The sequence below is a fragment of the Candidatus Pelagadaptatus aseana genome (genome assembly GCF_040362265.1).
Taxonomy (GTDB): domain Bacteria; phylum Pseudomonadota; class Gammaproteobacteria; order Pseudomonadales; family Cellvibrionaceae; genus Pelagadaptatus; species Pelagadaptatus aseana.
The window spans coordinates 445,682-472,531 of sequence record NZ_BAABNJ010000001.1; the positions used below are offsets into that span (position 1 = coordinate 445,682).

Consider the following 26,850-nt stretch of genomic DNA (forward strand, 5'->3'; position numbering starts at 1 on the left):
TGATCATAACAACCAAGGGGCGCTGTTCTCGCTCTAAAGTATTTAGAACGCTGCCGAATAGGTCACGCTAAAACGACCTGACTCATCCGCCTGACCACTGTAGTGATAATTCATTCTCACCTCACCGGCACTGAGCTTATAGCTGCCACTGATATTGGCTGTAACAAAGTCACTACCATCAACATAAGCACCCGGTAACTCATAGGAACGGAACCCAAGATTGGTGTTGGTAACTTCCACATCACGGAACCCCTCTTCCTCCTCTTCGGTGGAGTGAAACACTTCCGCATTCAGAGTCAGTCGCTCAGACATACGGGCATTAGCCATCAGACCAATTCGGAACTGGTTGCTGTTGGCTGTCTGATCCGCCCATTCGTAGTTGGAAATTTCACCACCCGTCTCACGGTAACTGCTCACCTTGGAGTGAATGGTTTGCACACCCACAATCGGACCAAAATTGTACTTGGCGGAATCACCCAGAAGATCGTAACCGGCCAGCACATCAAGACTCATCGCCAGACCGGTGGTATCACCTTCGGCGGTGTAGGTTTGAGTACCGAACACAAAATCACGCTGCAAATCAGAATAATCCATGGTCGTGATACCGATGGTTCCATCAACAAACCAGGAACCGGCGCGGTAACCATAGAGCACATTCAAACCGTAACTGTTGGCTTCAAAATCGGCGCCGGATACGTCCAGCTCGTTATAACCTGTGGTCAGAGCCACGCCAAACAATTCCTTGTCGCTAAAGCGATGAATCAAACCCACGGTAGCAGAATAATTATCCAGCTCAGGAGATACATTGCCTTCCTGTTCGCTGTTAGCCACAGCTCCGGAAACAAACCAGCCGTTTTGCACACCACCCCAACGGGACTGGCGCATCTCACTCTGTACCGTCTGGATTTGACCCCGCGCAGCATCCAATCCCATTTGCGGTAACAGACCCACTTTCTGCGGCGCCAGAATAATATCCAGCAAATAATCTGAGGCCAGCGCGTGGGTTTTGCCGGTGGGGTGAAGCGCGTCATTAAAAATCAATCGGTCTGGATCCGGAGCCGAGCCATCAATACCGTAAATTTCATGCTCATAGCAGGTTGCAGAGGCACCAGTACCCGCCTGACCATTGTCGTAACAGGTGTATGCCTGATCAAATGTACCGCCCGCTACCGCCGCATCAAAACCACTGGCAAAACCCAGACTGTCGGCTTCGCGAACAATCAGATTGACCAGACCGGCAAAATCCACCGGAATCACATTGGCACCGCTACTCGGCATAAATAACGCCAAAGCATCGTTGTACCCCAACGAAGCCTGACTGGCCGCGGCCACTGTGCCGGGCGCACCCAACTCGGCCAATTGTATCTGCGGTATAAAACCCAGATCGGGCACCGTCGCAACCATGATGTATTTGGCTCCGGCCGCATTCAATGCCGTAACCGCCGCGACAGTATTTTGAGCCGACGCCTGAACCGCGGCTGCACCACCACCCAGCCAGCTGCCAGCCAGATCGTTACCACCACCATCAATCAGATAAAGTGCATTGGGATTGGCCCGAGGATTATCAAACAGGTAGGGATTAAAATTACCACCACCTGTGGTTACCGTATTGGCGGCGTCCTGATCGGCTACACCACCGGCAATTGAGTCGAGAATATCGGTAGTCTGATAGCCGCCTACCGCATAGTTGCTGCCGCCGTTGGCCAGCGTTTCCAGATCAAAACCCAGCGATTCGGCAAACAGTTCAGAAGCAATAACACCACCGGCGTTGGTTGCGTAGGAGAGGTTTCCGTTGTCCAGCAAACTGTCACCAAATACGATCAGGTCATTGAACGGCTGTTCGGATTGAACACTCATGGAGGTAGCCAGCGCCATCGCGGCCACCAGAGCTTTACGTCTCATCTTATTATCCTTATAGTTTTTGTTGTTATGACTAAATTTAAAAAAGCAGTCATTTTTATCATCATGACCAAGGCATAACAACCAGTCATAAAATAAAACAAAAAAATTGTCCGCCTGACCAAAAAGCGCAACACCGCCGCAAATCGCTTACAAAATAGTCACCAAAAAAACCATGAACGATTGTTCATCGACAGACGTATCTCCAAAGACAATCAATGCCGCTGAGCGATACCCGCCGATGAACGATGGCATTACAATGAGCGCGCCAAAAGTCGCAGCGCCACAGCACAAAAATAAGAAAGGGGATTAAGGTGGAAAAACACAGACAACGGCTGACAGAGTTGCGCCATCTGATCATTTTGCAGGGCTATCAGGGCTGCGGTTACCCGAGTGAGGAATGGTTTGAAATGGCCGAAGCCCGGCTGTTCATACCCATCGACCAGTTGGATCAGGCCGCCTGTGAAACTGAAATCAACCAACTGCAGCAACGGCTGGCCGGTACATAACAGAGGCCAACAGCAGGTCCACTCGGCATCCTGCATCACCTTTGGGAAACCACCTTCCACTAACACGTAGGTGGACTCTGTTACCCGGCCTGTAAAAATTTATCCCGTGTCTCTGTCGTCACTGAACTGGCCTTTCGACCGGAATAGGATGTCCGATCCAGAGCCAGAACCATGCAGTGTCTCTGGAAACACGGCCATTTAACGTGTTGAATAGAGGCATCCCTTACTATCAGAGATGCTCCCATGAACCAGACACCCACCAAACTGGAACAATTGCGCCAGATGACCGACGTGGTTGCCGATACCGGCGACATCGAAGCCATCGCCCGCTATCAGCCACTAGACGCCACCACCAACCCGTCGCTGCTGCTGAAAGCCGCACAGATGCCACAGTACCAACCACTGCTGCAACAGGCGATGGAGAAATCCTCTGGTGACGTTCAATTGGCGGGTGATTACCTGGCCGTGGCCATCGGTTGTGAAATCATCAAACTGGTACCCGGACGGGTTTCCACCGAAGTGGATGCGCGCCTGTCCTTCGACACTCAGGCCACCATCAACAAAGCCAAACAACTGATTGATCTCTATGAACAGGCTGGCGTCGACCGGTCGCGCATTCTGATCAAGATTGCTTCTACCTGGGAAGGCATTCGCGCGGCACAGGTGCTGGAACAAGAGGGGATCAACTGCAACCTGACGCTGCTGTTCAGCTTTGCTCAGGCAGCCGCCTGCGCTGAGGCCAGGGTTACCCTGATCTCACCCTTTGTGGGTCGAATCCTCGACTGGTACAAAGCCAGCACCGGGCAACAGAACTATGCACCATTGGAAGATCCCGGCGTGATGTCGGTGACGCGCATCTACAACTACTACAAACAACATGGCTACAATACCATTGTTATGGGCGCCAGCTTCCGCAACACCGGCGAGATTGAGGGGCTGGCCGGTTGCGACCGACTGACCATCAGCCCGCAATTGTTGCAAGCGCTGTCCGAGGATCGCGGCCAACTGCAACAGCAACTCTCTGTCACAACAGCAACCAGTGAGGAGCCGAAGATTGTGTTTGATGAGGCCCGTTTTCGCTTTGCCATGAACGACGACGCCATGGCCACGGAAAAGCTGGCAGAGGGCATTCGCAATTTTGTCAAAGATCAGATTAAGCTCGAAGAATTGTTGGCCACCCTCTAAGTTCTGGAGATGTCATCCCGAACCAATGTGAGGGATCTCTAAACTGCGTATCGAGATGACACGATGCCTTAACGTCGCCCAAACACATTAATCAGCGCACCGACAATAATCAGCCCGCCACCCGCCAGGGTGGTCAGGGCCGGTACATCATCAAAAAACACCCAGCCCAACAATACTGCAAACACCACCTGCGCATAGGAATAGGCCGTGGCCTTGCCCGCGGTTTCAGTTTGCATGGCCTTGGTCAATCCCACCTGACCGATCTGAGTAAACACCCCCACCAGTATCAACAACATCAGGGCTTGCCCATTGGGCATGACAAAATCGTCACCCAGCAACAACAGTGAAAGGGGCAGGGCAACCAGCGGAAAATAGAAAATAATCACCGAGCTGTCTTCACTCTGGCTCAACTTGCGCACAATCACATAGGCCACCGCGCTGCCAAAGGCGCCCAGTAAACCTGCCATAACACTGGGCCATGGCAATGGTGAAAGCGAAGACGCGCCAAACACCACCTCCGGTTGCACCATCAGCACCAACCCCGCCAGTGACAAGGCCACACACAGCGCCGTCGACAAATGCACTTGTTCCTTTAACAGCACCAACGCCAGCAGCGCCGTAAACACCGGATGCAGGTATTGCAGAACCGTGGACTCCGCCAACGGCAGAGTGGTAACCGAGTAGTACACGGCCATTAATGCCAGGGTGCCAACCAACCCGCGGGCAAACAACAGCAACTTGTTATGCCCCCAGAGGGACAATCCTTTGCGGCGAATATCCACGTAACTGATCAGCAGCGACACCAGCGCGCGCGCCGCAACAATTTCAAATACCGGAATGCCGTAGCGACTGACCAGTTTGACGCACAGAGCCATCAGCGCAAACCCCAGCGCCGACAACAGCATATAGCGGGCGCTCAGAGGCAACCTATTATTCGATGGGAAGCTCAGCACGGCTGCCCCATTCCGCCCAGGAGCCATCGTAAAGACGCAGATCCTGATAACCGGCAACCACCGAGGCCAGCAAAATAATGCAAGCGGTCATACCCGAACCACAACTGAAGATCATGGCCGACGACCGGTTACCCAGTAATTGCTGAAAAAGTGTTTGCAGTTCAGCAGTCGGCTTGTAACAAAACCCGTCCAGCACAAGGGCAAAAGGCAAATTCAATGACTCGGGAATATGACCACTGCGCAACCCGGGGCGGGGCTCCGGAGCTGTCCCCTGAAATCGCGGAGCGCCCCGGGCATCAATCACGGTAAAAGTTTGCCCGGCAATATTGTCGAGTACCTGAGCCGCATCGCAAATGGTCATAGAGCGCCGATCCGTAACGGCCACCGCAGCAGAAGTATCCGACTGTGCATAGTCAGCAACCGTTTCACGATGTTCGCTCAACCATTTAGGCAAACCGCCATCAAGCACCCGAACCCGCTCAAACCCCATGGTTTGTAACAGCCACCAGGCACGCGGTGCGGAATAAATGCCCTGATTGTCATAGATGATGATCTGGCTATTCTGGGACAAGCCCAGAGATTGGGCGGCATCGGAAAATTGCTGTGGCGTCGGCAGCGCATGCACCTGATCAGAATCCAGATCGACAAACTCATTTTCCAGATCAAAGCGGCGAGCACCGGGAATCACCTGCAGCGTGTCATACAACAACGGTTCTTTGCCAATAACCTTTGCAACACTGGCATCGAGCACTATCAGATCGTCACGGGAGAGGTTATCCGCCAACCAGGCTGTGGTAACCAAGGGGGAATCGGTCTGCAACATAAAAAGTCTGGGCCCTGAACGGAATGAGTGTTCTAGTGTAATCCACCCACTCCTTGCAGGGCACCAGCAAGAGAAATTTTTACAGCCCGGCGGCGGACACAATACCCGAGGCAATGGCTTGCGGCTCGTGCTCCTCAACAAAATGACCACGATTTTCAAAGCAGGTGATATACCCCTGCAACTGCGGCAGGGCGTCGAGCCACTGCTGTTGGACCTGGGTCTTGGCACAGGGATCGAACAACCCAAAGAAGCCCCGCACCGGAATGTTCTGCCCCTTAGGCCCCCAGCAAGCCCCTATCTTCGCCTGCATATTGCGATAGAACTCGCGATTGTCCTGCCAGCCTTCACGATCATCGAAGTAGCGATAACCGTGACCCCATACCCGAGTCTGTTTGACGTTGCGCATCGAACTGCGGGCATTGGCTTCGGTGCGAAACATCCGGCGATACATTTTTTCCTCTTCATTGAGCTGGCCAGTCAGTGATCGCAGCGCAAATTTCAATCCATGCAGGGCAAACCCTGGTTTGCTTGCCGGTGAAAACATCACCATCGGCGGCACATGCTTCCACACTCGCCAGGGCAGATAGGTACCCAGACGATTCCAGGCCAAGGGGCCGGGGAAGGGGAAATTGGTGTAGGTATCGCCCTCGGCGGGCATGGGAAAAATGGTGGTATTCATCAACACCAGACTGCTGACCCGCTGCGGTGAATCAATAAAGGCACCGACGCCGATGGCGCCACCCCAGTCGTGGATCACCAGCGTCACGTCCGTGACATTGAGGTGTGCAATCAACTGCTTGAGGTTGTTGGTGTGATGATAATCCACCATTTCAAAACTGGCCTGATCCGACAGACCAAAACCTATATGATCCATGGCGATGATGCGCAGGGTTTTATCGGTTTGCGCGATCACCTGCTCCATGGTCTGACGATAGGTGTATGAACACTCGGGGTTACCGTGCACAAAAAACAACGTGGCCTCGGGCTCACCATCTCCTACAGTAACGTCGTAAAAAAACAGTTTCTTACCGGCATCAACCCCCTCGCGCAATACCAACCACTGCCCCGTGGCACCGGCCGGTAAATAATCTTCCGGCACGTAATTGAGAGGGGTATTGCCCTTGCTGTAGACGACCTTTGACTGGGATTTGGACATAGGGGACTCCGGTGGTAATGAATCAATGGGTCTATTGTCACCTTCTAGCCAACCGGCTCACAGTGCTATGCTAGCCAACAGGGTGTCATTAACTGCCAAGAGCCTCATTTTTTATCATGCCCAATATCTCCAATTTCTTCGCCCGCACCATTGCCAGAGAGTTGCAGCTCAGTCCTGAGCAATGGTCTGAATACACCGGCGATACCCGCCAGAACAGGGAGACTGTGCTGACCCAGCAGCGCATGCCGCTGCAGGACTTTGTCACCCTGTTGAGCAACGCCCTCGCGATCAGTCGGGATCCGGGATTGGGGCTGCGCTTCGGCCGCCACTCCAATCTGCTGGCACTGGGGGAGAGTGGACTGGCTGGGCTGGCCGCCCCCAATCTGCTCGAGGCGCTGCGCGCCCTGTGTGATTTCAGCCGGTTGCAGGCCGACTATATGACTATGGACATCAAAGTGGGTTTAAAACAACTGAGCTTCAGGGTGCGCGAGCACGAAGCCATTGGCATTACCCGCCGCACCCAGCACGAGGTCATGATGCTGACGCTGCAGAACATCCTGGAGATGGTACTGGGCCGCCCCTTTACCGAAGGCACGTTTTATTTTTCTTACCCGCAACCGCCATACTGCGATCGCTACCGTGAGGCCTACCACAGCCCCTGCGTGTTTGACGCCGATGAAACCGGCGTTGATCTGGACAGAAGCCTGATTGATTTCCCGTCACCCTTCTACGATCCGGTACTCTGGGAGCAAGGGCGCAGCCGCTGTATCGCCCTGATGCAGGAGCTCAACAACAGCCAAAGCCAACTGCACAGCCATCATATTCTGATGACCCTGCGATCCCAGACCCCGCCACTACCCAGCCTCAAGACCATCGCCCACAAGATGCATTTGTCAGAGCGCACCCTGATTCGCCGCCTCAGTGAAGAGGGACACACCTACCGGCAACTGCAAACCAAAGTACTGCAGGAATGGGCCCACCACTACTTGCGTGAAACCGACCTCAGTGTCGACGCCATCGCACTGCAACTGGGTTATCAGGACAGCGCCAATTTTCGTCGGGCCTTCAGGAACTGGCAGGGATGCTCACCCAGTGAATATCGGGCTGCCGATCAGAGTTAATCCCTGATCTCAAGGGCCTGACCATGCAAAGCAGCAGGTAACTCTACTTTCAGAATACAAACACATTGCTCAACCATGCCCTGATTTTACAAGCGCGTCAGGCGTTGTAGAGGGTAAAGACGCCAATGCCGATAAAGCCAACGCCGGCGATGTAGTGCAGGTACTTTTCATTGATGTACTCCGACAGCAAACTGCCCGCCAGCACACCGATCGCAGAAGCCACGATCAGCGCGGCCGAAGCGGCCACAAAGACCGTCCACTTGCTCACTTCCTTGTCGGCCGCAAACAGCATGGTCGCCAACTGAGTTTTATCCCCCAGCTCGGCAATAAACACTGCGGCAAAAATTGTCAGAAATATTTTCCAGTCCATATACTTTCACTCTATAACAACGGCAATGGCAGAAGGGGCCATTGCATAGCATTGCCACGCCGGAAACAATACCCAACAGGGCTTAGCTACAACAATAAAGAAGCTGATATGAAAAAAACTTTGATAGTGCTGTCTACCCTTGTCGTCATGGCCGGTTTGCTGATTCATCAATACCTGCGACCGGCCAGCGCCCCTGCGAGCCAAATCTTTATCAACGCGACGGTGTTGACCATGGATTCGGACAACACCACCGCCGAGGCCGTTGCCCTGGAAGGCAATAAAATTGTCGCCATCGGCAGCAATCAGGAAATTTCCCAACGGATCCGCAGCGACAGTCTGGTTTACGACCTGCAGGGCAAAACCCTGATGCCCGGCTTTATCGATGCCCACGGTCACTTTCCTGCCTCCGGGTTGTTTGCAGTGCACGCCGACCTGCGCAGTCCGCCCATGGGCCAGATCACCAGCCTCAATCAATTGCAGCAAATCCTGAGCAACAAACTCACCACCAAAGCCCCCGGCGAATGGGTTGTGGGTACCGGCTACGACGACACCCTGCTGGCCGAGCGACGCCACCCGACACGGCAGGATCTGGATGCCGTCTCCAGTGAGCACCCCATTTTTATTGTGCACACCTCACTGCATATGGGCGTTGCCAATACCCTGGCCCTGGAAACCCTTGGCATAACCCGCGACACGCCCAACCCGGTTGGCGGGGTCATTGCCAAAGACCCTGACACCGGCGAGCTCACCGGATTGCTGGAAGAAACCGCCATCAACGCCACGATGCAACAGGCCATGGATTTTTCCCTGAGCGAGCTGCGGTTGCTGCTGACCACCGCCATCGATGAATACGCCGCAGCCGGTGTCACTCTGGCCCAGAACGGTGGCGCGCCATCCACCATGCTCAAGGGCGTCAGCCTTGTCTCAAAGCTCAACCTGATTCCCTTCCGGCTGGAACTGTGGCCTATGCTCAACAAACAAGATCCGGACCAGTTTCAGGCGCTGATGCAGGGAGACTTCAGCGGCGGCGATTATGAAAGTGATCTGAGCCGCGTTAACCGGGTCAAGGTCATCGCCGATGGCAGCATTCAGGGCTACACCGGTTATCTGTCAAAGCCCTACCACACCCACTTTCGCAACAATCCCTACTATCGGGGCTATCCGACCCAACCCCGCGATGAACTGGTGAAACAGGTCAGCGCGCTGCATCAACAGGGCTACCGCATTGCGATTCACGGCAATGGCGACGCCGCCATCGACGACATCATTTACGCATTTGCCAAGGCACTGGAACAGCGTCCCGATCCGGACCCCCGCTTTATTGTGATTCACTCACAGATGGCGCGCGAAGATCAGCTGTTAAAGATGAAACAACTGGGCATTACCCCCAGCTTTTTCTCGGCCCATACCTACTACTGGGGTGACCGACATCGGGATTTCTTTATGGGTCCCATCCGGGCTGCCCGTATGAGCCCGACCAAATCCGCCGAGAATCTGGGATTGCCGTATTCGGTGCACATGGATACCCCGGTAGCGCCAATGGAACCTCTGACGCTGGTCTGGAGCACCGTCAATCGGGTATCCACCAGCGGCCGAGTCATCGGCAAGGAACAGCGCGTGTCAGCGCAGCAGGCATTGCGCGCCGTCACCATCGATGCCGCCTATCAGATTTTTCGCGACCACGAACTCGGCTCCATTGAGGTGGGCAAACTGGCGGATCTGGTGGTGCTGAGTCAAAACCCCATGGCCGTGGATCCCATGGCAATAAAAGATATTGAAGTGACCCAAACCATCGTCAACGGCGTGACAATTTTTTCCAACGAGTCTTAACAGCGGATCTTCACGAACGGGGCTTTTGGTTCGGGTATTTAGGGTCGGGCATTTAGGAGCAGGTGTTTAGGGACGGGCTGATCGCCCGGCCAGAGGGAGGCCGGGCAGGGCACAGGGTTATTTGGATTCAACGGTATAGCGCAACAGCTCAATCACCTGATCGGTGTTTTGCGCCCAGGCCATGGCAGAGCCGTCCACTTCCTTGAGCGGGTGGATGATGCTGTCATCGTGCAGGGTAATGTAGGGCTTGTTCAACGCCGCACAAAAGCCGGCATCAAACGCCGCATTCCACTGCTTGTACTTATCACCAAATCGGATCACTGCCATATCGCACTTCTCGATCAGGTTTTTAATGCGCATGGCATTCACCTTGGCTGACTTGTGGTCGCGCCAGAAGTTGTTGCTCTCATCCCCCAGCACGTCACCGGCGGCATCGCTGGAATCGTGATCGGTATTGGCGGAAACAAAGGTGATGGGTAAGCCCAACTTGTCTGCGCCGGCCATGATTTCATCACGCCAGTTGGTGTGGATTTCACCGGAGAGGTATACGGTCCAGTTCATAGTGATTCCTTACTGCAATTATTTTGTACTGACAAAGACGTCGGTTTGCGGGTTAAAGCTGTACCAGGCAAACCAGTAACTGTAGGTTTCGGCCAGAGTATTGCCGTCACTGTCGGTGGCGTAGGCACTGGCCGCTTCCTGATTCCAGTGGATCGTCACGGCTTCGCCACCGATGTTATCGGCAAAACTTTTCTCACCCTGCTTGCTCAGTTCCTGATAGGGGTAGGCCTTGCTGACACCGTTCAGTGTCAGGCCCAGTATCGGCTCATGAGCCTTGTAGGTGTTGGGAGAAATATGACGGCGCGGGAAATGGATCATCCCCACCTGCTGGTAAAAGTCGTAGGGGTCTGAGCCGTAATCACGCAGGTGGCCGGTGTCGGTACTCAGTACCTCCGACTGCGGATGGCGCGCCAGCCAGTCGGCCCAGGTAGTATGAATTACGGGCATCAGGGTTAAACGCTCTCCCTGCAATTCCCCTGAAATCGCCTCGCCCATAATTTGCGACCAGAGCGATTCGGTGTTGCGATCGTACAGCAGCACGTTGTTGTCGTAGATCAGGCCGGATACGCCGAAGGTGAGGGCCAAGCCCTTAGTTTCAGCGGCGAACACCATACCGGAGCCGCACAGCGGGCAGTAGGTTACCGAGAAGGCCGTGTCATCAATCTTGTCATTGACCACTTCGTGCCAATTCAGAATCCGCACGGGGTAGGCGCGCGCTGTATCGCCAATCACCACCCCCAGAATTTTATCCTCGGGGGACAGAAACGCGGCATCAGCGGGTGCCACAAATTTCGGCGCATCCAGGGCTGGGATGCCATCACGGGGCGGACCGCCTTCAAAAATATCAACCTGCTCGACGCTGATGTTGCGCAAATCAAAGCCGTTCAGGCTTTCCATCTCGCTCAACCCCGGCTCACTGGCCTGCAGGGGCGCACTGGCAACGATCAACATCAGGGAGGCAATTGCAAAACGTATAACTTGGTTCATGTAACACTCACAAAGAATTATTTGTTATTGGAATGATTTGTGTGAATAACTTCTGACAAGCAACTGGGCTTCAGGTTTCCAGCAGAAACGTTACCGGGCCGTCATTGAGCAGTTGCACTTTCATATCGGCCCCAAAACGGCCGGTGGCCACATCGGGGTGTTGCTCTCTGGCCTGAGCCACAAATTGCTCATAGAGCGCCTCGGCCTGATCGGGAGCGGCGGCGGTGGAAAAACCCGGGCGCAGGCCCTTTTTGGTTTCCGCGGCCAGAGTAAACTGGGAAACCACCAGCAAACCACCATTGATGTCAGCGACACTGAGATTCATCTTGCCGTCATCGTCAGAAAAAATCCGGTAGTTGAGGACCTTGTGTAACATCTTGTTCAAGGCGTCCTGACCGTCCCCCTTTTCGACGCCCAGCAGCAATAAAATGCCCTGACCAATCTCACCTGTGACTTCGCCATCCACTGTGACGCTGGCACCACTCACGCGCTGAATCAAACCCCGCACAACAACTCCCAATTACAATTGATACGGTCTCAGACCTGCCCCGGATTAAGCCAGCTCTCAGATTAAGCCAAGCTCAGGATCAAGCTAAGCCAGAACCACCGGCGGCAAAGCGACGCGCCATAGCGCGGGTAGCGCGAACCAGAGCGTCAACCGTACCCGGCTCGCGGGAAGCGTGACCGGCATCGCGAATAATATGCAGCTCTGAATCGTGCCAGACGTGGTGCAGGGCCTGAGCATTTTCAAGGGTGCACACCATATCATAACGGCCGTGAACAATAATCCCCGGGATACCATCCAAACGGGCGGCCTGCTCAATAATCTGGTTTTCCTCGATAAAGGAATCGTGCTGAAAAAAGTGCGCCTCTATCCGTGCCATCGCCAGCGCGTGATGAGGGTCGGCAAAAGCTTCAATCACATCCGGATTGGGTCGCAGGGTGGCGCAGCGCGCCTCCCAGACCGACCAGGCCTTGGCGCACGACATCCGTTCCAACTCGTTATCCCCGGTTAATCGCCGGTAGTAGGCATCGACAAAATTGTCCCGCTCGGCTTCGGGAATGGGCTTGATATAGTCCTCCCAGTAATCGGGAAAGACCTGACTGGCACCGTACTGGTAAAACCACTCGATATCCCGCTGCCGGCACAGAAAAATACCGCGCAGGATCAACCCCAACACCTTGTCCGGACAGGCCTGAGCATAGAGCAGACTGAGCGTGGAACCCCAGGAACCGCCAAACAGCAACCAGCTATCAATCCCCAGATGCTCGCGGATGGTTTCGATATCGGCAATCAGGGCCTGAGTGTGGTTTTGCTCCAGACTGGCGTGTGGCTGAGAGCGACCCGAGCCTCGCTGATCAAATAAAATGATGCGGTACACTTCCGGATCAAAAAAGCGTCGATCCTCCTTACTGCAGCCACCACCCGGACCGCCATGAACAAACAGCACCGGCAAGCCATCGGGTTTGCCACACTCCTCAAGGTACAACTGATGATCGCCACCCACTGGCAGCATTTGGGTGCGATAGGGTTTGATGGCGGGGTAGAGCATATGCACAACACTGTCCTCTCTCGGGCATGGCGCAGTGATGGCGGGATCTAGTAGAAAACACCACCGCGCATTATCTGGACACTGGCCTTGGATTGCGGATCGTAGACACTGTGCAGCCAGGTGGACTCACTGGTGATATGCCAGAGGATCGGCCGGGACTCCTGACGCAACTGATTGTAGTCTTCCACGGTAATCAACAGGTAGTCGTTGTTGGCTTCGTAGTAGGCGTCGATCCCGGTGTATTCCGGCAAACTATCGGTGGTGCGTGTCACCGCACTGCCGATGACCTTATCCACAAAAAACTGCACCAGATGATTCAACTCCGGTTCGCGGATCAGGTAGAGCATGTGCTTGATAAATTCACCCTGGTAGGCGTAGATCTCTGCCCCCTGCTCGGAGGTCACCTTAATGGAAACCAGCGCCTGACTGCAGGGCGCACCGGACACCTGCACACTCAAGGTATCGCGACTGTCCTTCGAAACATAGGCCACGGTCTTTGAGGCGGCCACATCACAGGGTTCTGGCTCGGCCACACTGTGAGCAGCAAACACAAACCCGATGATAACCAGTGCAACTTTCAACGCCATAGTCTGCCTTTCAACCCTGTCCTTATCCGCCTGCTTCCGGAACCTGTAGCCAAGCCCTCTCTACCGTTTTTGATCCATTTTCGGCATCATCTGAGTGTAGACCAAAGGAGCCTGCCATGACAGACCAACGCTGCCCCTGGTGCCTCGGTGATCCGCTCTATGAGGATTACCACGACAACGAATGGGGCACCCCCTGTTTTGACGATGCCAAACTGTTTGAATTCTTACTACTGGAAGGCGCCCAGGCCGGTCTGGCCTGGATCACCGTATTGCGCAAGCGCGAACATTATCGCGAGGCCTATGACGGCTTTGATCCAAACCGGATCGCCCGTTACGACGACAGTAAAATTGCCGAGCTGCTGCAGAACCCCGGCATCATTCGCAACAAGCTGAAGGTCAACAGTGCAGTACAGAACGCCCGGGCCTATCTGAACGTGCTGGACCGACACGACAGTTTTTCCGACTACCTCTGGCAATTTGTCGATGGCCAACCGATCCAGAATCATTTCACCACAATGAAACAAGTGCCTGCGACCACTCCGATTTCCGATACCATGAGCAAAACACTGAAAAAAGCCGGCTTTAATTTTGTCGGCTCCACCATCTGTTACGCCTATATGCAGGCGACCGGCATGGTCAACGACCATCTGACGAGCTGCCTCCGTCATCAACAGCTATGCTGAAGATTCAGGCCATCAAACTAAGAGAACATCATGGAACCCAGCGCCCTTTACCAACAAAAACTGATGTCGAGCGACACGGCCGCCGACTGCCTTGACGATGGCAGCAACCTGATTCTCGGTATGGGCGTCGCCATGCCCCCGGGCCTGATGCAGGGCGTCAGCAAGGCACTGCATGACGACCGCCTCAAACAACTCAACCTCTATTACATGCACGGCACCGAGGCACTGAAGGAATCGCTGCTGCGACCGGAACTGGCAGAGAAAGTAAAAGCCCGGCCATTGTTTATGAGCCGTCACGACCGCGAAGCCATGAAGCTCTATGAAAAGAGCAACAGCCTGGAATTTATTCCCTGCGCCCTGCATCAGGCCGGACGCTTGCTGACGGAACAGATCGAACCCCACTGTTTTATGGTGACGGTATCGCCCATGGACCGGCACGGCTATTTCAGTCTCGGTACCAACGGCGATTACGGCGCCAGTGTTATTCGCAAAGCGCAAAAGGTGATTGTCGAGGTCAATCACAACATGCCGCGTACCTTCGGTGAATTGTCGGTACACATTTCCGAAGTTGACGGCATTATTGAAAACGACCAACCGCTGATCGAAGTCCCGGTGCGGGAACCTTCGGAAAACGACAAGCGCATTGCCAGAACCATTGTCGAGTTCATCAACGATGGCGACACCCTGCAAATGGGCGTCGGCGGCGTGCCCAATGCGGTACTGGGGTTTCTGCAAAATCACCAGAATCTGGGCTTGCACTCGGAACTGTTCAGTCCCGCGATGGTGGATCTGATCAAATCCGGAGCCCTCAATGGCCGTCTGAAAAGCTGGATGCAACATCGCCACGTGTTTACTCTGGCGCTCGGCGACCAGGCCATGTACGACTTTATGGACGACAACCCCTCCATCGTTGGCTACCCGGCCTCATGGGTAAACAACCCCAGCATCATCCGCAAAAACAACCAGATGGTCTCCGTGAACGGCGCCATCCAGATTGACCTCACCGGCCAGATCAACGCCGAACACCTCGGCGGCCAACCCTTTTCCGGCACCGGCGGTCAGCTGGACTTTGTCCGCGGCGCCTACGCCTCACCCGGCGGCCGATCGTTTATTGCGCTGCACTCAACCGCCAAGAAGGGGACAGTCAGCCGCATTGTGCCGCAACTCAGTGGCGGCACCGTTACCGACACCCGCATGGACACCCACTATGTTGTGACCGAGTACGGTTGTGTTAACCTCAAAGGCCTGTCGATACCGCAACGGGCTCGCGCCCTGATCAGCATTGCCGACCCGAAGTTCCAGCAAGAATTGGAGCATATCGCTGGCGCGGCGGGATTAATCTGAACCCGTCACACTGACACCCTGAAAACAAATGTCATCCCGAGAGAAGCTGTCAACCCGAGCAAAAAAACTGTCATCCCGAACGCAGGCGAGGGATCTCTCGCTAACGCTCAAGATGACATGGACCACGTAATGAAATTTTCCAACTCCTATATCGAACTGGGTGAAGCCTTTTATCAACAGTGTTCGCCCACCCCTGTGGCCAACCCCGAACTGTTTTTATGGAACGCGGCCCTGGCCGAGCAGATGGCCATACCGCAAGAGCTGCAAAAGGATCACGCGGCACTGGCCCAATATTTTTCCGGCAATCAACTGTTGGCCGGTTCACAACCCATTGCCACGGCCTATGCCGGTCATCAGTTTGGCAACTTTAATCCGCAGCTGGGTGATGGCCGTGCCCACCTGCTGGGTGAGCTGCTTGATCAACAGGGAAAACGCTGGGACCTGCAATTAAAAGGGTCCGGCACCAGCCGCTTCTCCCGGGGTGGTGACGGTCGCTGTGCCATCGGCCCGGCGGTGCGCGAATTCATTATGAGCGAGGCCATGCAGGCCCTTGGTGTGCCAACCACCCGGTGTCTCGCGGTAACAACCACCGGCGAAGCGGTGTATCGGGAGCAAGCCAAACCCGGCGCCGTGGTGACCCGGATGGCATCCAGCCATTTACGGGTTGGCACCTTTCAATTTTTTGCCTCACGGGGCGATATCGAATCGCTGCAGGCCCTGTGTGAATTTGCCATTGTGCGCCATTTTGACGACATCGATGGCCACGCCAGCGAGCGCTATATCCAGCTGCTGGATCGTGTCATCGACAAGCAGATCCAATTGGTGGTCGAATGGATGCGCGTGGGTTTTATTCACGGCGTGATGAACACCGACAACACCTCTATCTGTGGTGAGACCATCGACTTTGGTCCCTGCGCCATGATGGGCATCTACAACCCGGCCACCGCCTACAGCTCCATCGACACTCAGGGCCGCTACGCCTTTGGCAACCAACCCGCTATTGCCCAGTGGAATATGGCGCGCTTTGCCGAAAGCCTGCTGCCACTGATCGACGAACAGGATCAGGCCAGCATCGACCAGTTAGTGGCACTGATTCAAAATTTTCCCGAGCGCTATCAAACCGCTTACTGGCACAGAATGGCCGATAAGTTCGGGTTACTGACAGCTGAAACAGATGACCGGGAACTGATGACGGCTATCCTGGAAAAAATGGCGTCGCTGCAATTGGATTACACCATCAGTTTCAACCTGTTGAGCCAATCTCTTACAGACGAACAGAGCCGAGCTAACATAGCGACAGCACTGGGCCCAGACTATGACCGCTGGCGTCAACGCCTCGATAATCAAGCAGGTACCACTGAGGCGGCCGAGCAAACCATGCGTGCAAGTAACCCGCTGGTTATTCCTCGCAACCATTATATTGAAGCGGTATTAGCCAGCTGCGAGCAAAGCGGCGACGCCGCCGCGGCACTGGAGATACTCGACGTCGTGCGCCACCCCTACAGCGCAGTGGCGGCCACGGCAAAATACCAGCAACCGCCCGAAGATAATGACCGCGGCTACCAAACCTTTTGCGGAACCTGACGGACCCGCATCACTGCAAACTACTGAATGAGGCCCATAATGGGATCCGTAATTTTATTAATTGCCGGCTTACTCTTTATTGCTGTATCCGTTATCGGGAAAAAAATGGACGAGAATTTCTTGCGGGATTCTTTTACCACTGACGGCACAGTAGTAGACATCATGGAGCAGCTGCAAAAAACTTCAAACTCTGCCCATCTAGTGCTACGCCCGGTGATTGATTACAAGCTCGATAAAATCTACAGATTCACGGCAGAAGTTGATGCGCGCCGCTACCGGATTAAAACCGGTGACAGCTTGCAAATTCTGGTCAGCCGGGACAACCACAAAGTCGCCAAACTGAAACAGGGGCGAAAAGAATCCACGTTGCTGCTCAACATTTTTTTGCTTCTCGGCATCATTGCCTGCCTGCTTTCCGCCCATTTATTCCAGCCCAGCGAACTCAGTATTAAGTGGCTGCAAGACCCATTCAGCCTGGCACTGGTGGGCGGCGCTCTGATCTTTGCTTACATTAAAGTCTACCCGGCATTACAAATATTGCTGAGTCATGGGTTGAAACACTCAGAGAATGCCCGCGAAGTTGAGGAGAGCCTTTAAGGTCCCGCCTCCAGAAGCCGACGTCGAGGAATCACATCAGGTTTGCAAAATCCGCTGGGCCATTTGTAAATGCTCAACCGCTTCCCGCCCCAGACTGGTGAGATACCCACCATCGACCTGATCCACCAGTTTCTTATCGTATAAACGCTTGGCAGCCGCCACTATCGCAGGTGAAGCACTGTGGCTGTGAACCTTGATGCCTCCCTGAGAAGAACCTGAATCGTAATTTAACAACAGCTCGATTTCCTGAATCGTTTCTTCATTTAACTTCATCAATAGTGCCCTCGGTGAACCTTTAAAAAGCCGGGTTTATTACCTAGCCTTTAGACGATAGTTCAAATCTCGCCAGATGCCACGCCCCGGTGAAAGCCTTTGATGTTGTAAGTGCCTCACTGTTGATTGCCCTAACTGAATAGCATCAGGGATTGGCAAGACCATAAGAATTGGTTAGCCTTGTTTTCATCAATGTTCACAACACCTACTTCCTCTATGGACCAACCCGCCACCCTGTTTATCGCCTGGAGTCATTGGGCATGCACATCCGCTGCATGGCAGGATTACTTTCGTGGCGAGGACGAAGATCATCGGCACACCTCAAGCTGAATATTTCATTACTTTTTATAATTCCTTTTTAAGGCTCTTATTTTTAAGGCTTCTAGCTGCCTGCCTGTACACAACCTTGAGGTGATCCATGTTCGGATTAAAACAACCCACAGAAACCCGTGAGCACACGGGTTCTTACTATGCTGCCAGTGCCAACTGGCAAACCAATTACCCAACCCTGCAGGGTATCCACAACACCGATGTGGCCATTGTCGGCGGCGGCTTTACCGGCGTAAATACCGCTCTGGAGCTGGCCGAGCGAGGCTTTCAGGTAACCCTGATTGAAGCCAATAAAATCAGCTGGGGTGCCACCGGTCGCAACGGCGGACAAATCATTGGCGGCATCGGCCACAGTCTCAATCGCTTTGAAAAATACGTCGGGCAGCAGGGTTTGCGGGCCATCTATGATATGGGCGTGGAGTGCACCAACATCATTCGTGAACGCGTCGCCCGCTATGACATCGATTGCGATCTGACCTGGGGCTACTGTGATGTGGCACTCAAACCCAGACACTTGCGTGAGTTCGAAGCCGAAAAATCCTATCAGGAGCGCATGGGGTATCCCCACCCACTTGAACTGCTCGACCGCGACCAAATTCAACAAGAGGTCAACTCCCCCATCTATCTGGGTGGTCTGCTCAATCGTCAGGGTAACGGCCACTGCCATGTGCTGAATCTGTGTCTTGGCGAAGCCCGGGCAGCAGAAACTTTGGGCGCTAAAATTTTTGAAAACAGCCGGGTCACCCGATTGGTTGAGGGCACGCACCCCGAAGTCCATACCGACAGCGGCATCGTCAAAGCCAAGCATGTAGTGCTGTGTGGTAATGCCTATCTGGGCGATCTGGTGCCAACCATGTCCGCCCGCATCATGCCTTCCAACAGCTCGGTGATCACCACTGAACCACTGAGTGCCGCCCAGGCCAAATCCATCATGCCCGGTAACCGAGCTGTGTGCGATCCACGCACAGCGCTGGACTATTTTCGCTTAACCGCCGATAACCGTCTGTTGTTTGGCGGACTGTCTAACTACACAGGCCGGGAACCCAGCGATTTATTCGGTGTTATGCGCGGCAAACTGGAGAAGGTTTTTCCGCAATTGGCCGGAGTTAAGCTCGAGCACGGCTGGAGCGGACAGATGGGCATTGGCATCAATCGCATGCCACAACTGGGAAGGCTTAACGGCAATGTTTACTACATCCAAGCTTATTCGGGTCATGGCGTGGCACCCACCCATATGATGGCGCGCATCACCGCTGAAATGATTGCCGGACAAGCCGAACGCTTTGATGTCTTTGCCAAGATTCCACACTGGCCCTTCCCGGGTGGCAAGTGGCTGCGGACACCGAGCTTTGCCCTGGCGATGCTGTATTACAAAATACGTGACGAGTTGTAGCGATTAGAAATGTATTGGTTGATCTGGTCGGACTTGTCAAAAATCGTTTTTAAGTTTTGAAAAGTCCATCAGTAAATTCAGGCACTGTTCCGGCTCAAGAGTGTATGGGTTAAAGCTCTGGCCAACAGTGTATCGATCAATAATTTTCTGGTGCCGATCCATATAGAGGACAACACCCATATCCCAATTGCTGAACATCCGTGAATCGCAAGGCCCTTGATGCAGCACTTGAACATTGTGATGACGGCCATCATGTTTGATCATATCAAACAGATTTTCGATATCCGTCTGCTCGCCTTCAATGCACTGAATGAAAAATCTGGAGCTTCCACACAGAAATCCCGTCACTTTACAATCGTGATTTTTCACCCGGGACCTGGCGACAATATCCTCCACCTCCGTGATGGTGAGGTTCGGGGCTGGTGTGCTGACGTACAGGATCCGATGCATCAAGGGTCTACTTTGCTCAGTGCGGCTTATGACTCAGCCAGCTCTCGCTTGAGCGCTTCTTTATCGATTCGGTTTTTGTCACTTTGCACCAAAGGCAAAGACTTCTTATAAACCACCCGGGCAGGAATCATATAAGACGCCAGATGCTCTTTGAGCTCAAACAGAATTTCTTTTTCAGACAACTCACTCGCCGCGGAATAGACCATCACAATCTCTTCCTCGATTTTTTCATTCTCCATACCGAAGACCGCGCATTGATCAATCTGCGGTAAATTCTTCGCCACCACTGATTCCACTTCGTAAGGCGAAACGCGGAAGCCGCGGGTCTTGATCATATCGTCGTGACGAGAGACGAAATAATAGTAACCCTCTTCGTCTTTATAAACATAGTCACCAGTGGCTACCACAATTTCATCGGTCAACTGGCCTTCCAGGTCGATCACGTCTTTAAGAATCTGTACCGACTTAAAACGCTGAGCATTTTCTTCCGGACCATTCCAGAAGCCGCGATAAATATAACCACCGCGATGAATCAGCTCGCCCACCTCACGCACGCCACACTCTTTGCCATCCTCGTTAATGACATAGAGCTCGACATCCGGAATCGGCTTGCCAATGGAATCCGGGCGAATCTGTACCTGTGACGGATCGAGATAGGTCGAGCGGAACGCCTCGGTCAAACCGTGCATGGAATAGAAATCGGCGTTGCGGAAATTGTTTTTGCAATCGCTGATCATTTTTTCTGTAACGTTACCGCCGGAGGACGTAATGGTTTTAACCCCGTCGAGCAATTCGGCACTGGGCAGATGGGTGACACCGTCAAACATCTGGGAAATATTGACCGGCATCAGCGGCAGCACTGTGACCTTGTCATTGATGACATGATTGAAGAAATCGTCCGGCAAAATAAAACGGTGCAATGCCAGAGTCGCTTTCTTGTAGAGTGTGCAGAAGATCTGATTGAGACCATAGTCCAGATTAAAAATCAGCAACCCGGAAATCACATCGTCTTCCTGCAAATCCAGATACTGGGAAACCACTCGCGCCGAATCGATCAGGTTGCGGTGAGAAATCACAATGCCCTTGGGCGTACCCGTCAAACCAAAGGAGTAGGTAATGGCCGCGTTATTGTGACCATTGACATCACACTGATATGGGCGGTTGTAGTATTTGTGAATCTCGGTAAACGATGGCACATCGTTGCCAACGGTTTCGTAGGAAATAATCTGCCCGGAGAAATCAATTTCTTCGATACTCTCCAGCTTCACCCGATCGGTGATGATGCACTGAATGCCACAGTCGTTAATGATGTACTGTACCTGCTCGGGTCGCAGCAGCCGAGTCATGGGCACCAACACATAATCGGTGGAGAGGATGGCCAGAATCGCCACCACCTGCTCAATGCTCTTGTGGGAATAGATACCTATGCGGGCACCCTTGGGCAAATCCAGCTCGGAGAGATACAGCGCCACCTGATTGACCTGAGTAAACAGCTCCCCATAGGTGACACTCTGCTCGTTAAAGATCAGCGCGGTTTTGTCCGGGTGGGTCTCAACTGCACTTTCAAGAAGGGTTCGAATACAGTTTATTGACATAGTTCTTTTTCCTTAGCACCAAGGGTCCAGATATCGTAGTTGACGTCGAGAATGGCCGCCGGTCGATGATCCGAGGTCAGAATCTTTTTATAGAAGAAAGCGATGATGTCTTCCACTTCTTCCTGAGTTAATACCTTGGTCACACCACCGGTCAGGACAATCGAATTAACACCCAGCAGACGCAAATTGATGTAGGCCTTGCGATAGTGGGACATCTTGCACAACACCAGGAAAATCGCCAATTGCATCAGAATGCGGGTGGCCTTATCACTCTGCTCTTCAAAAATGTTCTCGGTGACTTTCAGGTGCATCAGCAGCTCGTAGACAAACTCGTTATTTTTCGCGGAAAAAATTAACGACTGCTTGGATTTGTACACGCCGAGCTTTTTAAATACCAGTCTATCGTATTCATTCTCGGTCACCAGATTTTCATCCACCAGATCCTTGGAGTAGTGAATATCGGTAGTGGCACCACCAATATCCAACAGGATAAACGGATTGGCCACGGAGAACTTGGCATCGATCAAAGGCAAGGCCTTGTTGACGATATAGGGCGTTGAAAAAATCTGATTGCTGGTAATGCCATAGAGATTCTTGATGTCCTCTTTGCCCATGATGTCCTGCTGATACAGATTGGTGAGATACTCTTTCAGGTGCTCCTCGACAATGTGCAGGCGGTCATCAATGATGTTTGGCAACACCACCAGATCTTTAATATTGTCATTAAGCGCCGGCACTTCTTTTTCACTGCCAACATAAACAATGTTGTTGTAGCTCAACTGCTCCAGATAGCGAAACAGGGGCTCACCAAACACACCTGCATGGCTATCAATGCCACCGACAACGATCACCACATCGATCAAATCGCTGGGGACCGAATAGCTTTCAATATCCTGATACAAAACGGTATCAATGATGTTAATGCCAGAGTTAAAGGCAATATTGGTGGCGTACTTCAACGAGAAAGAATTGGTCACGCCGATAATCAGCGTACTCAAACCGCCATTGGCAGAAGAACAGATATGCACATCGTCTTTGCCAAAGCGCTCAATGGTGGAACCGCACTTGGTCATCAGATCGTCGAGAATGTCTTTATTGAAATCCCGCGAATGCTGCTCAATATGATTCGGCGTACTGACTTTGAAATAGGTACTGCCGACATCCACAAATAACTTTTCTGGCTGACTCATTACTGCATGATTCCTATATCGTGGATGATGTCGTTAACAATACTGGTCTGATCTTTGGAGAGATCACACTGCGCTCGTTCATAGTCATAACAACGATCGGGAATTGGCACATTGCCGCGCTTGATAATACGAATATTTTTCTGATCATCGCGGATGGTAATCATCTCATTGTGATTGATGATGTGCGGCGAGAAGGGCACATCAATCACACCATTTTTGATGGAGTTGAACACCTTGCGCCAAAGGGTGTCGGCCGAGTCGTTAAACACCGCTTCCATAATGGCTTTGACTTCCAGCGTCAGAATTTCTTCTTCCTCTTCGTCCACCACATTGGGCAAGCCATTCAAAATACGCAGGGTGTATTGGGTATCGGCAACAGTTTTAGCATTGGCTTCCTTGGTCGGAATACCGGAGGCTTCCTCGCGGGTCTTGGTAATGATCTTATCGGCACCCACCATGGAGGCAATCACGGTGGCCATATTGATCAGCTGCTCGGCAAAATTCTGATTGGTGGGGAAGGCACCCATCCACTGGTGATACACCAAATGAATATCGGCATCGGCGCAGTCGATTTGCTCGGCGTAGTAGCGCGCCAGTTTTTTCAGTACCGCACCGGTCACAATATCCTGGGACATGGAACCCTGCTGGGCAAAAGACACCGAGAAAGATTTTACGCCTTCCTCCAGCGCCAGCAGCATTTCCAGCAACTGAATCACAATGGTGATCGACGGCGGCACCAGCGTGGCCGTCAACGGACCGAAAGATTCGCGATTGATGGGCTCGTTCAGGGCCGAGTAGTTGGCACAGACACGCTCCACATACTTCCAATACAGAAACGCCTTATCCAGCGGAAAGTTTTTGGAGTAGGGCAACAGGTAAGTAATCGGCCCGCCTTCAATTTCAAAAATGCCCGAGGCAATCGCGGTTTCGATCAGCAGTCGCGCATCCGGGGTGCCATGTCGCAGGCTGACCGGGCGATCAAAGTGGGTGATCATCTTGCGCGTGGTGCGATAGCCGTGGTTCACCAGCGGGTAACCGTTAAGCATATCCACATCATTTTCTTCACTCAGGCGCAGCATCTTCTGCGCGGTACCGTAATCGTTAAGACGGGTATTGGAATCGATGGTCAGCGGCAAAATATCGACGTTGGCGTCGGTAAAAAATTCATACAGGGCAAATTGTTTTTTGTAGGTCGGAAAACCACCACGGGGTTGCACCAGCATCTTGTCTTTATTTCTAAAGCGATGAGAAATAAACAGATTCTTGCTGGCGTTTTTGACGAAGTCTTCCACCTCGGCAAAGTCAAAAGTGTCTACGAATTCATTACTGAGAATGATTTCCCGCTCTTCCTGTAACAAACTCATGATGCACTGCTCTCTTCGGTCTTGGTCAACTTGCTCGGCGCAATTCCGCCGCGCTCTTCAATAAAATCTTCAAGCATATCCAGGCCAGTATTGAGATCAATCTGATGACACACCAGATCAAAACCGTAATTCTTATAGCGTGGCACAATATCCTCGGCCTTGCCGCTGCCCACCACCAGATTGCCGCCGATCATCATGATCAGATCGTCCAATCCTTTATAGCGGGATTTCAATGCTTTGACTTCGCGCCCCCAGCCCTCGGCCTCACCGTTCAGTGACGAGATCATCAACACCTCGGCACCGGTTTCCACCGCCGCATCAAAGAATTCCTCAAGGTAGGTATTCACCCCAAGGTTGAACACTTCGAAGCCTCTCGCCTTCAGCGACAGATCGATCAGTCGATTGGCCACCACGTGGATATCATTACCCACGACGCCCGTTACTACTTTCATAAATGCTATGCCCTATTGCGCCTTTAACTGCGCGCTTATAACTGTGCTAAGATGCTTCGCATCCAGCGCAGGTGACGCCAACTTTTCTGGCGCCTGTTTTTTTACTGCTCGCCGATTACATTCAGACCAACAGAGATTTTTCATGACCGTTTATACCGCCGACATCTGTGACGAACACTACGACAAAGTTTCCCTGCTGCAACCGCACTACCAGAATTACGGTGGCGCCGAAAACTGTCAGGGTGAAGTGGTCACCATCAAGCTCGACAAGAACAACTCCGACCTGATCAGTTTGCTCCGTGACGAAGACGGCACCGGCAAGGTCGTCGTGGTTGATGTCGATCAGGCTTACTACGCCGTAGTCGGTGAAAACCTGATGAAGTTTGCCCGCGACAATCACTACGCTGGCATTGTCATCAACGGCTACGTTCGCGACACCGCTCAGATCAAAGACATCCCGGTGGCGCTCTACGCTCTGGGTACCTGCTCGCGCAAATCCATCCCGGTCACTCAGGGTGAACGCGACATCCCCCTGTCGTTCGGCGGCGTCGACTTCAAGCCCGGCGACTACCTCTATGCCGATACCGACGGCATTATTGTGACCGCCGAGAAAATCGTTTAAACAAGATCCTTAAGATCTCGCTCAACAAAAAGCCCGTAGCAGTCATCTTCTACGGGCTTTTTCTTTGCTGTCATCGCTACGCGACTCGCAATGACGTTATTGTTTTAAAGCACCGACGCAATCGACTTGGCCAGATAATCCACATTGTCCGGTGAGATGCCCGCCACGCTGATGCGGCTGGAGCCTACGATGTAGATGCTGTGCTCATCCTGCAGACGCTGAACCTGCTCTGGATTAATACCCAGAAACGAGAACATGCCATTCTGACGGGTGATAAAACTGAAGTCCTGGGTCACGCCGTTTTCGGCCAGTTTGTTCACCAGCAACTGACGCATGCCATTGATGCGATCGCGCATTTCTTGCAACTCGCCATACCACTGCTGGGTCAGCTCGTCGGAGTTCAGTACGGTTTCAACAATCGCCGCACCGTGTGCCGGCGGCATGGAGTAGTTGACGCGCACGACGGCGGGCACAATGGAGCCGATAATGTCTGCCTGCTCGGCGCTTTTACCGATCACAGAGACGGCACCGATGCGCTCGCGATAGAGACCGAAATTCTTGGAGCAGGAGCTGCAGATAATCAGCTCATCGAGCGTGTCGGCCATCAGACGCAAACCATAGGCGTCTTCTTCCAGACCTTCACCAAACCCCTGATAGGCCATATCGATGACGGGCAGGAAGCCAATCTCTTTGGCCAGCTCCGCCACCTGCTGCCATTGTTCGCGGCTCAGGTCCATGCCACTGGGGTTGTGACAACAGGCGTGCAGCAACACCGCTTCGTCGGCCGGCACCTGCTTGAGAGCCTCGATCATGGCGTCGAAGTCCAGACACTTGTTCTCGTAGTCGTAATAGGGGTAGCTCTTAACCTGCAATCCCGCAGCGGTAAATACACCCTGATGATTGGCCCAGGTGGGGTTGCTCACCCAGATGGTAGCGCCCGGCTTGCAGGTCTTGATGAATTCACCCGCGATGCGCAGAGCACCGGTACCACCCGGGGTGGACAGCGTGCGAATGCGGTTCTCGGCAATCACCTTGTGATCGCCCAGCATCAGAGTGTTCATGGCGGTGTTGAAAGCCGCGGAGCCAGCAGAACCGAGGTAGGCCTTGCTTTCTTCATTGTCGACGCGAAACTGTTCGGCGGCTTTTACACAGGCCAGAACCGGGGTTTTGCCGTGCTCATCCTTGTAAATACCGGCACCCAGATCAATTTTATTGGGGTTGCTGTCGGCGGCAAATTTGACCGACAAACCCAGAATCGGGTCGGCAGGTCGCGGCTGTAACTCTGAAAACATAATGACTGGCTACCTTCTTTTTGTGGCCGGCCGTCTCGATAATCACGGCCAGCCTGTAGAAAAAGACTGATTGTACGGGCCTCACAGACCCGCAGGGGTCGCGATTATACCCTAAATTAAGGGGCGTCAAGTAGTTTTTTTGCGGCC

Annotated in this window: 27 protein-coding genes; 10 read left to right on the forward strand and 17 right to left on the reverse strand. The window is 53.2% G+C overall.

Features of this window, described 5'->3' with window-relative positions:
• Positions 1-42: 42 nt before the first annotated feature.
• On the reverse strand, positions 43-1,902 hold the full coding sequence (locus ACPXV9_RS02055; protein WP_423894136.1) for an autotransporter domain-containing protein: 1,860 nt from the start codon (positions 1,900-1,902) through the stop codon (positions 43-45).
• A gap of 311 nt (positions 1,903-2,213) precedes the next feature.
• Between ACPXV9_RS02055 and ACPXV9_RS02060 the strand changes: the two genes are divergently transcribed.
• The gene (locus ACPXV9_RS02060) at positions 2,214-2,408 is read left to right on the forward strand and encodes a hypothetical protein (protein ID WP_423894138.1); all 195 of its coding nucleotides are present in this window, start codon (positions 2,214-2,216) and stop codon (positions 2,406-2,408) included.
• Between the two features lie 243 nt (positions 2,409-2,651).
• Positions 2,652-3,593, forward strand: a complete 942-nt coding sequence (gene tal / locus ACPXV9_RS02065; RefSeq protein WP_423894139.1) for a transaldolase — start codon at positions 2,652-2,654, stop codon at positions 3,591-3,593.
• Between the two features lie 68 nt (positions 3,594-3,661).
• Here tal and ACPXV9_RS02070 read toward each other — a convergent pair whose 3' ends face one another.
• From ACPXV9_RS02070 to ACPXV9_RS02080, 3 genes are all read right to left on the reverse strand, one after another.
• Positions 3,662-4,519, reverse strand: coding sequence for a DMT family transporter (locus ACPXV9_RS02070; RefSeq protein ID WP_423894141.1), 858 nt, complete (start codon positions 4,517-4,519; stop codon positions 3,662-3,664).
• 4 nt (positions 4,520-4,523) lie between these two features.
• Positions 4,524-5,369, reverse strand: a complete 846-nt coding sequence (locus ACPXV9_RS02075) for a sulfurtransferase (RefSeq protein ID WP_423894143.1) — start codon at positions 5,367-5,369, stop codon at positions 4,524-4,526.
• Between the two features lie 79 nt (positions 5,370-5,448).
• Positions 5,449-6,525, reverse strand: a complete 1,077-nt coding sequence (locus ACPXV9_RS02080; protein ID WP_423894145.1) for an alpha/beta fold hydrolase — start codon at positions 6,523-6,525, stop codon at positions 5,449-5,451.
• Positions 6,526-6,641: 116 nt separating this feature from the next.
• Here ACPXV9_RS02080 and ACPXV9_RS02085 point away from each other — a divergent pair, with 116 nt between their 5' ends.
• Positions 6,642-7,646, forward strand: coding sequence for an AraC family transcriptional regulator ligand-binding domain-containing protein (locus ACPXV9_RS02085; protein ID WP_423894147.1), 1,005 nt, complete (start codon positions 6,642-6,644; stop codon positions 7,644-7,646).
• Between the two features lie 97 nt (positions 7,647-7,743).
• On the opposite strand, the gene ACPXV9_RS02090 is transcribed toward ACPXV9_RS02085, so the two are convergent.
• A complete protein-coding gene (locus ACPXV9_RS02090; RefSeq protein WP_423894149.1) occupies positions 7,744-8,016 on the reverse strand; it encodes a TMEM165/GDT1 family protein in 273 nt (90 codons plus the stop codon).
• A gap of 108 nt (positions 8,017-8,124) precedes the next feature.
• Here ACPXV9_RS02090 and ACPXV9_RS02095 point away from each other — a divergent pair, with 108 nt between their 5' ends.
• Positions 8,125-9,846, forward strand: a complete 1,722-nt coding sequence (locus tag ACPXV9_RS02095) for an amidohydrolase (protein ID WP_423894151.1) — start codon at positions 8,125-8,127, stop codon at positions 9,844-9,846.
• Positions 9,847-9,963: 117 nt separating this feature from the next.
• On the opposite strand, the gene ACPXV9_RS02100 is transcribed toward ACPXV9_RS02095, so the two are convergent.
• From ACPXV9_RS02100 to ACPXV9_RS02120, 5 genes are all read right to left on the reverse strand, one after another.
• Entirely contained in the window at positions 9,964-10,407 is a 444-nt protein-coding gene (locus ACPXV9_RS02100; RefSeq protein ID WP_423894152.1) for a YtoQ family protein, read from the reverse strand.
• Positions 10,408-10,425: 18 nt separating this feature from the next.
• Positions 10,426-11,394 carry a DUF3179 domain-containing protein gene (locus ACPXV9_RS02105; protein ID WP_423894154.1) on the reverse strand — a complete coding sequence of 323 codons (969 nt, stop codon included), beginning with the start codon at positions 11,392-11,394 and terminating at the stop codon, positions 10,426-10,428.
• A 70-nt stretch (positions 11,395-11,464) separates the two neighbouring features.
• Positions 11,465-11,902, reverse strand: a complete 438-nt coding sequence (gene dtd, locus ACPXV9_RS02110; protein ID WP_423894156.1) for a D-aminoacyl-tRNA deacylase — start codon at positions 11,900-11,902, stop codon at positions 11,465-11,467.
• Between the two features lie 79 nt (positions 11,903-11,981).
• Positions 11,982-12,953 (reverse strand): prolyl aminopeptidase, encoded by a 972-nt coding sequence (gene pip / locus ACPXV9_RS02115; protein WP_423894157.1) that lies wholly within the window; start codon positions 12,951-12,953, stop codon positions 11,982-11,984.
• A gap of 41 nt (positions 12,954-12,994) precedes the next feature.
• Entirely contained in the window at positions 12,995-13,534 is a 540-nt protein-coding gene (locus ACPXV9_RS02120; RefSeq protein ID WP_423894158.1) for a hypothetical protein, read from the reverse strand.
• 116 nt (positions 13,535-13,650) lie between these two features.
• Between ACPXV9_RS02120 and ACPXV9_RS02125 the strand changes: the two genes are divergently transcribed.
• The 4 genes from ACPXV9_RS02125 to ACPXV9_RS02140 all read left to right on the forward strand — a co-directional run bounded on the left by ACPXV9_RS02125 (position 13,651) and on the right by ACPXV9_RS02140 (position 17,742).
• Entirely contained in the window at positions 13,651-14,217 is a 567-nt protein-coding gene (locus ACPXV9_RS02125) for a DNA-3-methyladenine glycosylase I (RefSeq protein ID WP_423894160.1), read from the forward strand.
• 30 nt (positions 14,218-14,247) lie between these two features.
• Complete coding sequence (locus ACPXV9_RS02130) at positions 14,248-15,561, forward strand: acetyl-CoA hydrolase/transferase family protein (protein WP_423894161.1); 1,314 nt, start codon at positions 14,248-14,250, stop codon at positions 15,559-15,561.
• 129 nt (positions 15,562-15,690) lie between these two features.
• Positions 15,691-17,145 carry a protein adenylyltransferase SelO gene (locus ACPXV9_RS02135; RefSeq protein ID WP_423894162.1) on the forward strand — a complete coding sequence of 485 codons (1,455 nt, stop codon included), beginning with the start codon at positions 15,691-15,693 and terminating at the stop codon, positions 17,143-17,145.
• 105 nt (positions 17,146-17,250) lie between these two features.
• On the forward strand, positions 17,251-17,742 hold the full coding sequence (locus tag ACPXV9_RS02140) for a hypothetical protein (RefSeq protein ID WP_423894164.1): 492 nt from the start codon (positions 17,251-17,253) through the stop codon (positions 17,740-17,742).
• Positions 17,743-17,778: 36 nt separating this feature from the next.
• Here the strand turns inward: ACPXV9_RS02140 and ACPXV9_RS02145 are convergent, their stop codons facing one another.
• Positions 17,779-18,015 (reverse strand): TIGR02647 family protein, encoded by a 237-nt coding sequence (locus ACPXV9_RS02145; RefSeq protein ID WP_423894166.1) that lies wholly within the window; start codon positions 18,013-18,015, stop codon positions 17,779-17,781.
• A 418-nt stretch (positions 18,016-18,433) separates the two neighbouring features.
• Between ACPXV9_RS02145 and ACPXV9_RS02150 the strand changes: the two genes are divergently transcribed.
• Entirely contained in the window at positions 18,434-19,738 is a 1,305-nt protein-coding gene (locus ACPXV9_RS02150) for an NAD(P)/FAD-dependent oxidoreductase (protein ID WP_423894168.1), read from the forward strand.
• A gap of 36 nt (positions 19,739-19,774) precedes the next feature.
• On the opposite strand, the gene ACPXV9_RS02155 is transcribed toward ACPXV9_RS02150, so the two are convergent.
• Genes ACPXV9_RS02155 through glmS form a run of 5 tightly spaced genes read right to left on the reverse strand, consistent with a single transcriptional unit; the run spans position 19,775 to position 24,789 of the window.
• Positions 19,775-20,188 carry a BLUF domain-containing protein gene (locus ACPXV9_RS02155; protein ID WP_423894169.1) on the reverse strand — a complete coding sequence of 138 codons (414 nt, stop codon included), beginning with the start codon at positions 20,186-20,188 and terminating at the stop codon, positions 19,775-19,777.
• 26 nt (positions 20,189-20,214) lie between these two features.
• Positions 20,215-21,783 (reverse strand): AMP-binding protein, encoded by a 1,569-nt coding sequence (locus ACPXV9_RS02160; RefSeq protein WP_423894171.1) that lies wholly within the window; start codon positions 21,781-21,783, stop codon positions 20,215-20,217.
• Positions 21,774-22,973: a glutamate mutase L gene (locus ACPXV9_RS02165; RefSeq protein ID WP_423894172.1), complete on the reverse strand. Its 1,200-nt coding sequence runs from the start codon at positions 22,971-22,973 to the stop codon at positions 21,774-21,776. Before ACPXV9_RS02165 ends, ACPXV9_RS02160 begins: the two co-directional genes overlap by 10 nt.
• Complete coding sequence (locus tag ACPXV9_RS02170; protein ID WP_423894174.1) at positions 22,973-24,337, reverse strand: methylaspartate mutase; 1,365 nt, start codon at positions 24,335-24,337, stop codon at positions 22,973-22,975. The genes ACPXV9_RS02165 and ACPXV9_RS02170 overlap by 1 nt, the downstream gene beginning before the upstream one ends.
• On the reverse strand, positions 24,334-24,789 hold the full coding sequence (gene glmS / locus ACPXV9_RS02175; protein WP_423894176.1) for a methylaspartate mutase subunit S: 456 nt from the start codon (positions 24,787-24,789) through the stop codon (positions 24,334-24,336). The genes ACPXV9_RS02170 and glmS overlap by 4 nt, the downstream gene beginning before the upstream one ends.
• A 142-nt stretch (positions 24,790-24,931) precedes the next feature.
• On the opposite strand from glmS, the gene rraA reads away from it, so the two are divergent.
• A complete protein-coding gene (gene rraA / locus ACPXV9_RS02180; RefSeq protein ID WP_423894178.1) occupies positions 24,932-25,411 on the forward strand; it encodes a ribonuclease E activity regulator RraA in 480 nt (159 codons plus the stop codon).
• 104 nt (positions 25,412-25,515) lie between these two features.
• Here rraA and ACPXV9_RS02185 read toward each other — a convergent pair whose 3' ends face one another.
• A complete protein-coding gene (locus tag ACPXV9_RS02185; protein WP_423894179.1) occupies positions 25,516-26,703 on the reverse strand; it encodes an amino acid aminotransferase in 1,188 nt (395 codons plus the stop codon).
• Positions 26,704-26,850: the final 147 nt, after the last annotated feature.

What these genes read in the sequence shown, in the direction of transcription:
- ACPXV9_RS02055 (WP_423894136.1), bottom strand. Translation starts at nt 1,902, where the DNA reads ATGAGACGTAAAGCTCTGGTGGCCGCGATGGCGCTGGCTACCTCCATG.
- tal (WP_423894139.1), top strand. Translation starts at nt 2,652, where the DNA reads ATGAACCAGACACCCACCAAACTGGAACAATTGCGCCAGATGACCGAC.
- ACPXV9_RS02075 (WP_423894143.1), bottom strand. Translation starts at nt 5,369, where the DNA reads ATGTTGCAGACCGATTCCCCCTTGGTTACCACAGCCTGGTTGGCGGAT.
- ACPXV9_RS02080 (WP_423894145.1), bottom strand. Translation starts at nt 6,525, where the DNA reads ATGTCCAAATCCCAGTCAAAGGTCGTCTACAGCAAGGGCAATACCCCT.
- ACPXV9_RS02085 (WP_423894147.1), top strand. Translation starts at nt 6,642, where the DNA reads ATGCCCAATATCTCCAATTTCTTCGCCCGCACCATTGCCAGAGAGTTG.
- ACPXV9_RS02090 (WP_423894149.1), bottom strand. Translation starts at nt 8,016, where the DNA reads ATGGACTGGAAAATATTTCTGACAATTTTTGCCGCAGTGTTTATTGCC.
- ACPXV9_RS02095 (WP_423894151.1), top strand. Translation starts at nt 8,125, where the DNA reads ATGAAAAAAACTTTGATAGTGCTGTCTACCCTTGTCGTCATGGCCGGT.
- ACPXV9_RS02100 (WP_423894152.1), bottom strand. Translation starts at nt 10,407, where the DNA reads ATGAACTGGACCGTATACCTCTCCGGTGAAATCCACACCAACTGGCGT.
- ACPXV9_RS02105 (WP_423894154.1), bottom strand. Translation starts at nt 11,394, where the DNA reads ATGAACCAAGTTATACGTTTTGCAATTGCCTCCCTGATGTTGATCGTT.
- ACPXV9_RS02120 (WP_423894158.1), bottom strand. Translation starts at nt 13,534, where the DNA reads ATGGCGTTGAAAGTTGCACTGGTTATCATCGGGTTTGTGTTTGCTGCT.
- ACPXV9_RS02125 (WP_423894160.1), top strand. Translation starts at nt 13,651, where the DNA reads ATGACAGACCAACGCTGCCCCTGGTGCCTCGGTGATCCGCTCTATGAG.
- ACPXV9_RS02130 (WP_423894161.1), top strand. Translation starts at nt 14,248, where the DNA reads ATGGAACCCAGCGCCCTTTACCAACAAAAACTGATGTCGAGCGACACG.
- ACPXV9_RS02135 (WP_423894162.1), top strand. Translation starts at nt 15,691, where the DNA reads ATGAAATTTTCCAACTCCTATATCGAACTGGGTGAAGCCTTTTATCAA.
- ACPXV9_RS02140 (WP_423894164.1), top strand. Translation starts at nt 17,251, where the DNA reads ATGGACGAGAATTTCTTGCGGGATTCTTTTACCACTGACGGCACAGTA.
- ACPXV9_RS02145 (WP_423894166.1), bottom strand. Translation starts at nt 18,015, where the DNA reads ATGAAGTTAAATGAAGAAACGATTCAGGAAATCGAGCTGTTGTTAAAT.
- ACPXV9_RS02150 (WP_423894168.1), top strand. Translation starts at nt 18,434, where the DNA reads ATGTTCGGATTAAAACAACCCACAGAAACCCGTGAGCACACGGGTTCT.
- ACPXV9_RS02155 (WP_423894169.1), bottom strand. Translation starts at nt 20,188, where the DNA reads ATGCATCGGATCCTGTACGTCAGCACACCAGCCCCGAACCTCACCATC.
- ACPXV9_RS02160 (WP_423894171.1), bottom strand. Translation starts at nt 21,783, where the DNA reads ATGTCAATAAACTGTATTCGAACCCTTCTTGAAAGTGCAGTTGAGACC.
- ACPXV9_RS02165 (WP_423894172.1), bottom strand. Translation starts at nt 22,973, where the DNA reads ATGAGTCAGCCAGAAAAGTTATTTGTGGATGTCGGCAGTACCTATTTC.
- ACPXV9_RS02170 (WP_423894174.1), bottom strand. Translation starts at nt 24,337, where the DNA reads ATGAGTTTGTTACAGGAAGAGCGGGAAATCATTCTCAGTAATGAATTC.
- glmS (WP_423894176.1), bottom strand. Translation starts at nt 24,789, where the DNA reads ATGAAAGTAGTAACGGGCGTCGTGGGTAATGATATCCACGTGGTGGCC.
- rraA (WP_423894178.1), top strand. Translation starts at nt 24,932, where the DNA reads ATGACCGTTTATACCGCCGACATCTGTGACGAACACTACGACAAAGTT.
- ACPXV9_RS02185 (WP_423894179.1), bottom strand. Translation starts at nt 26,703, where the DNA reads ATGTTTTCAGAGTTACAGCCGCGACCTGCCGACCCGATTCTGGGTTTG.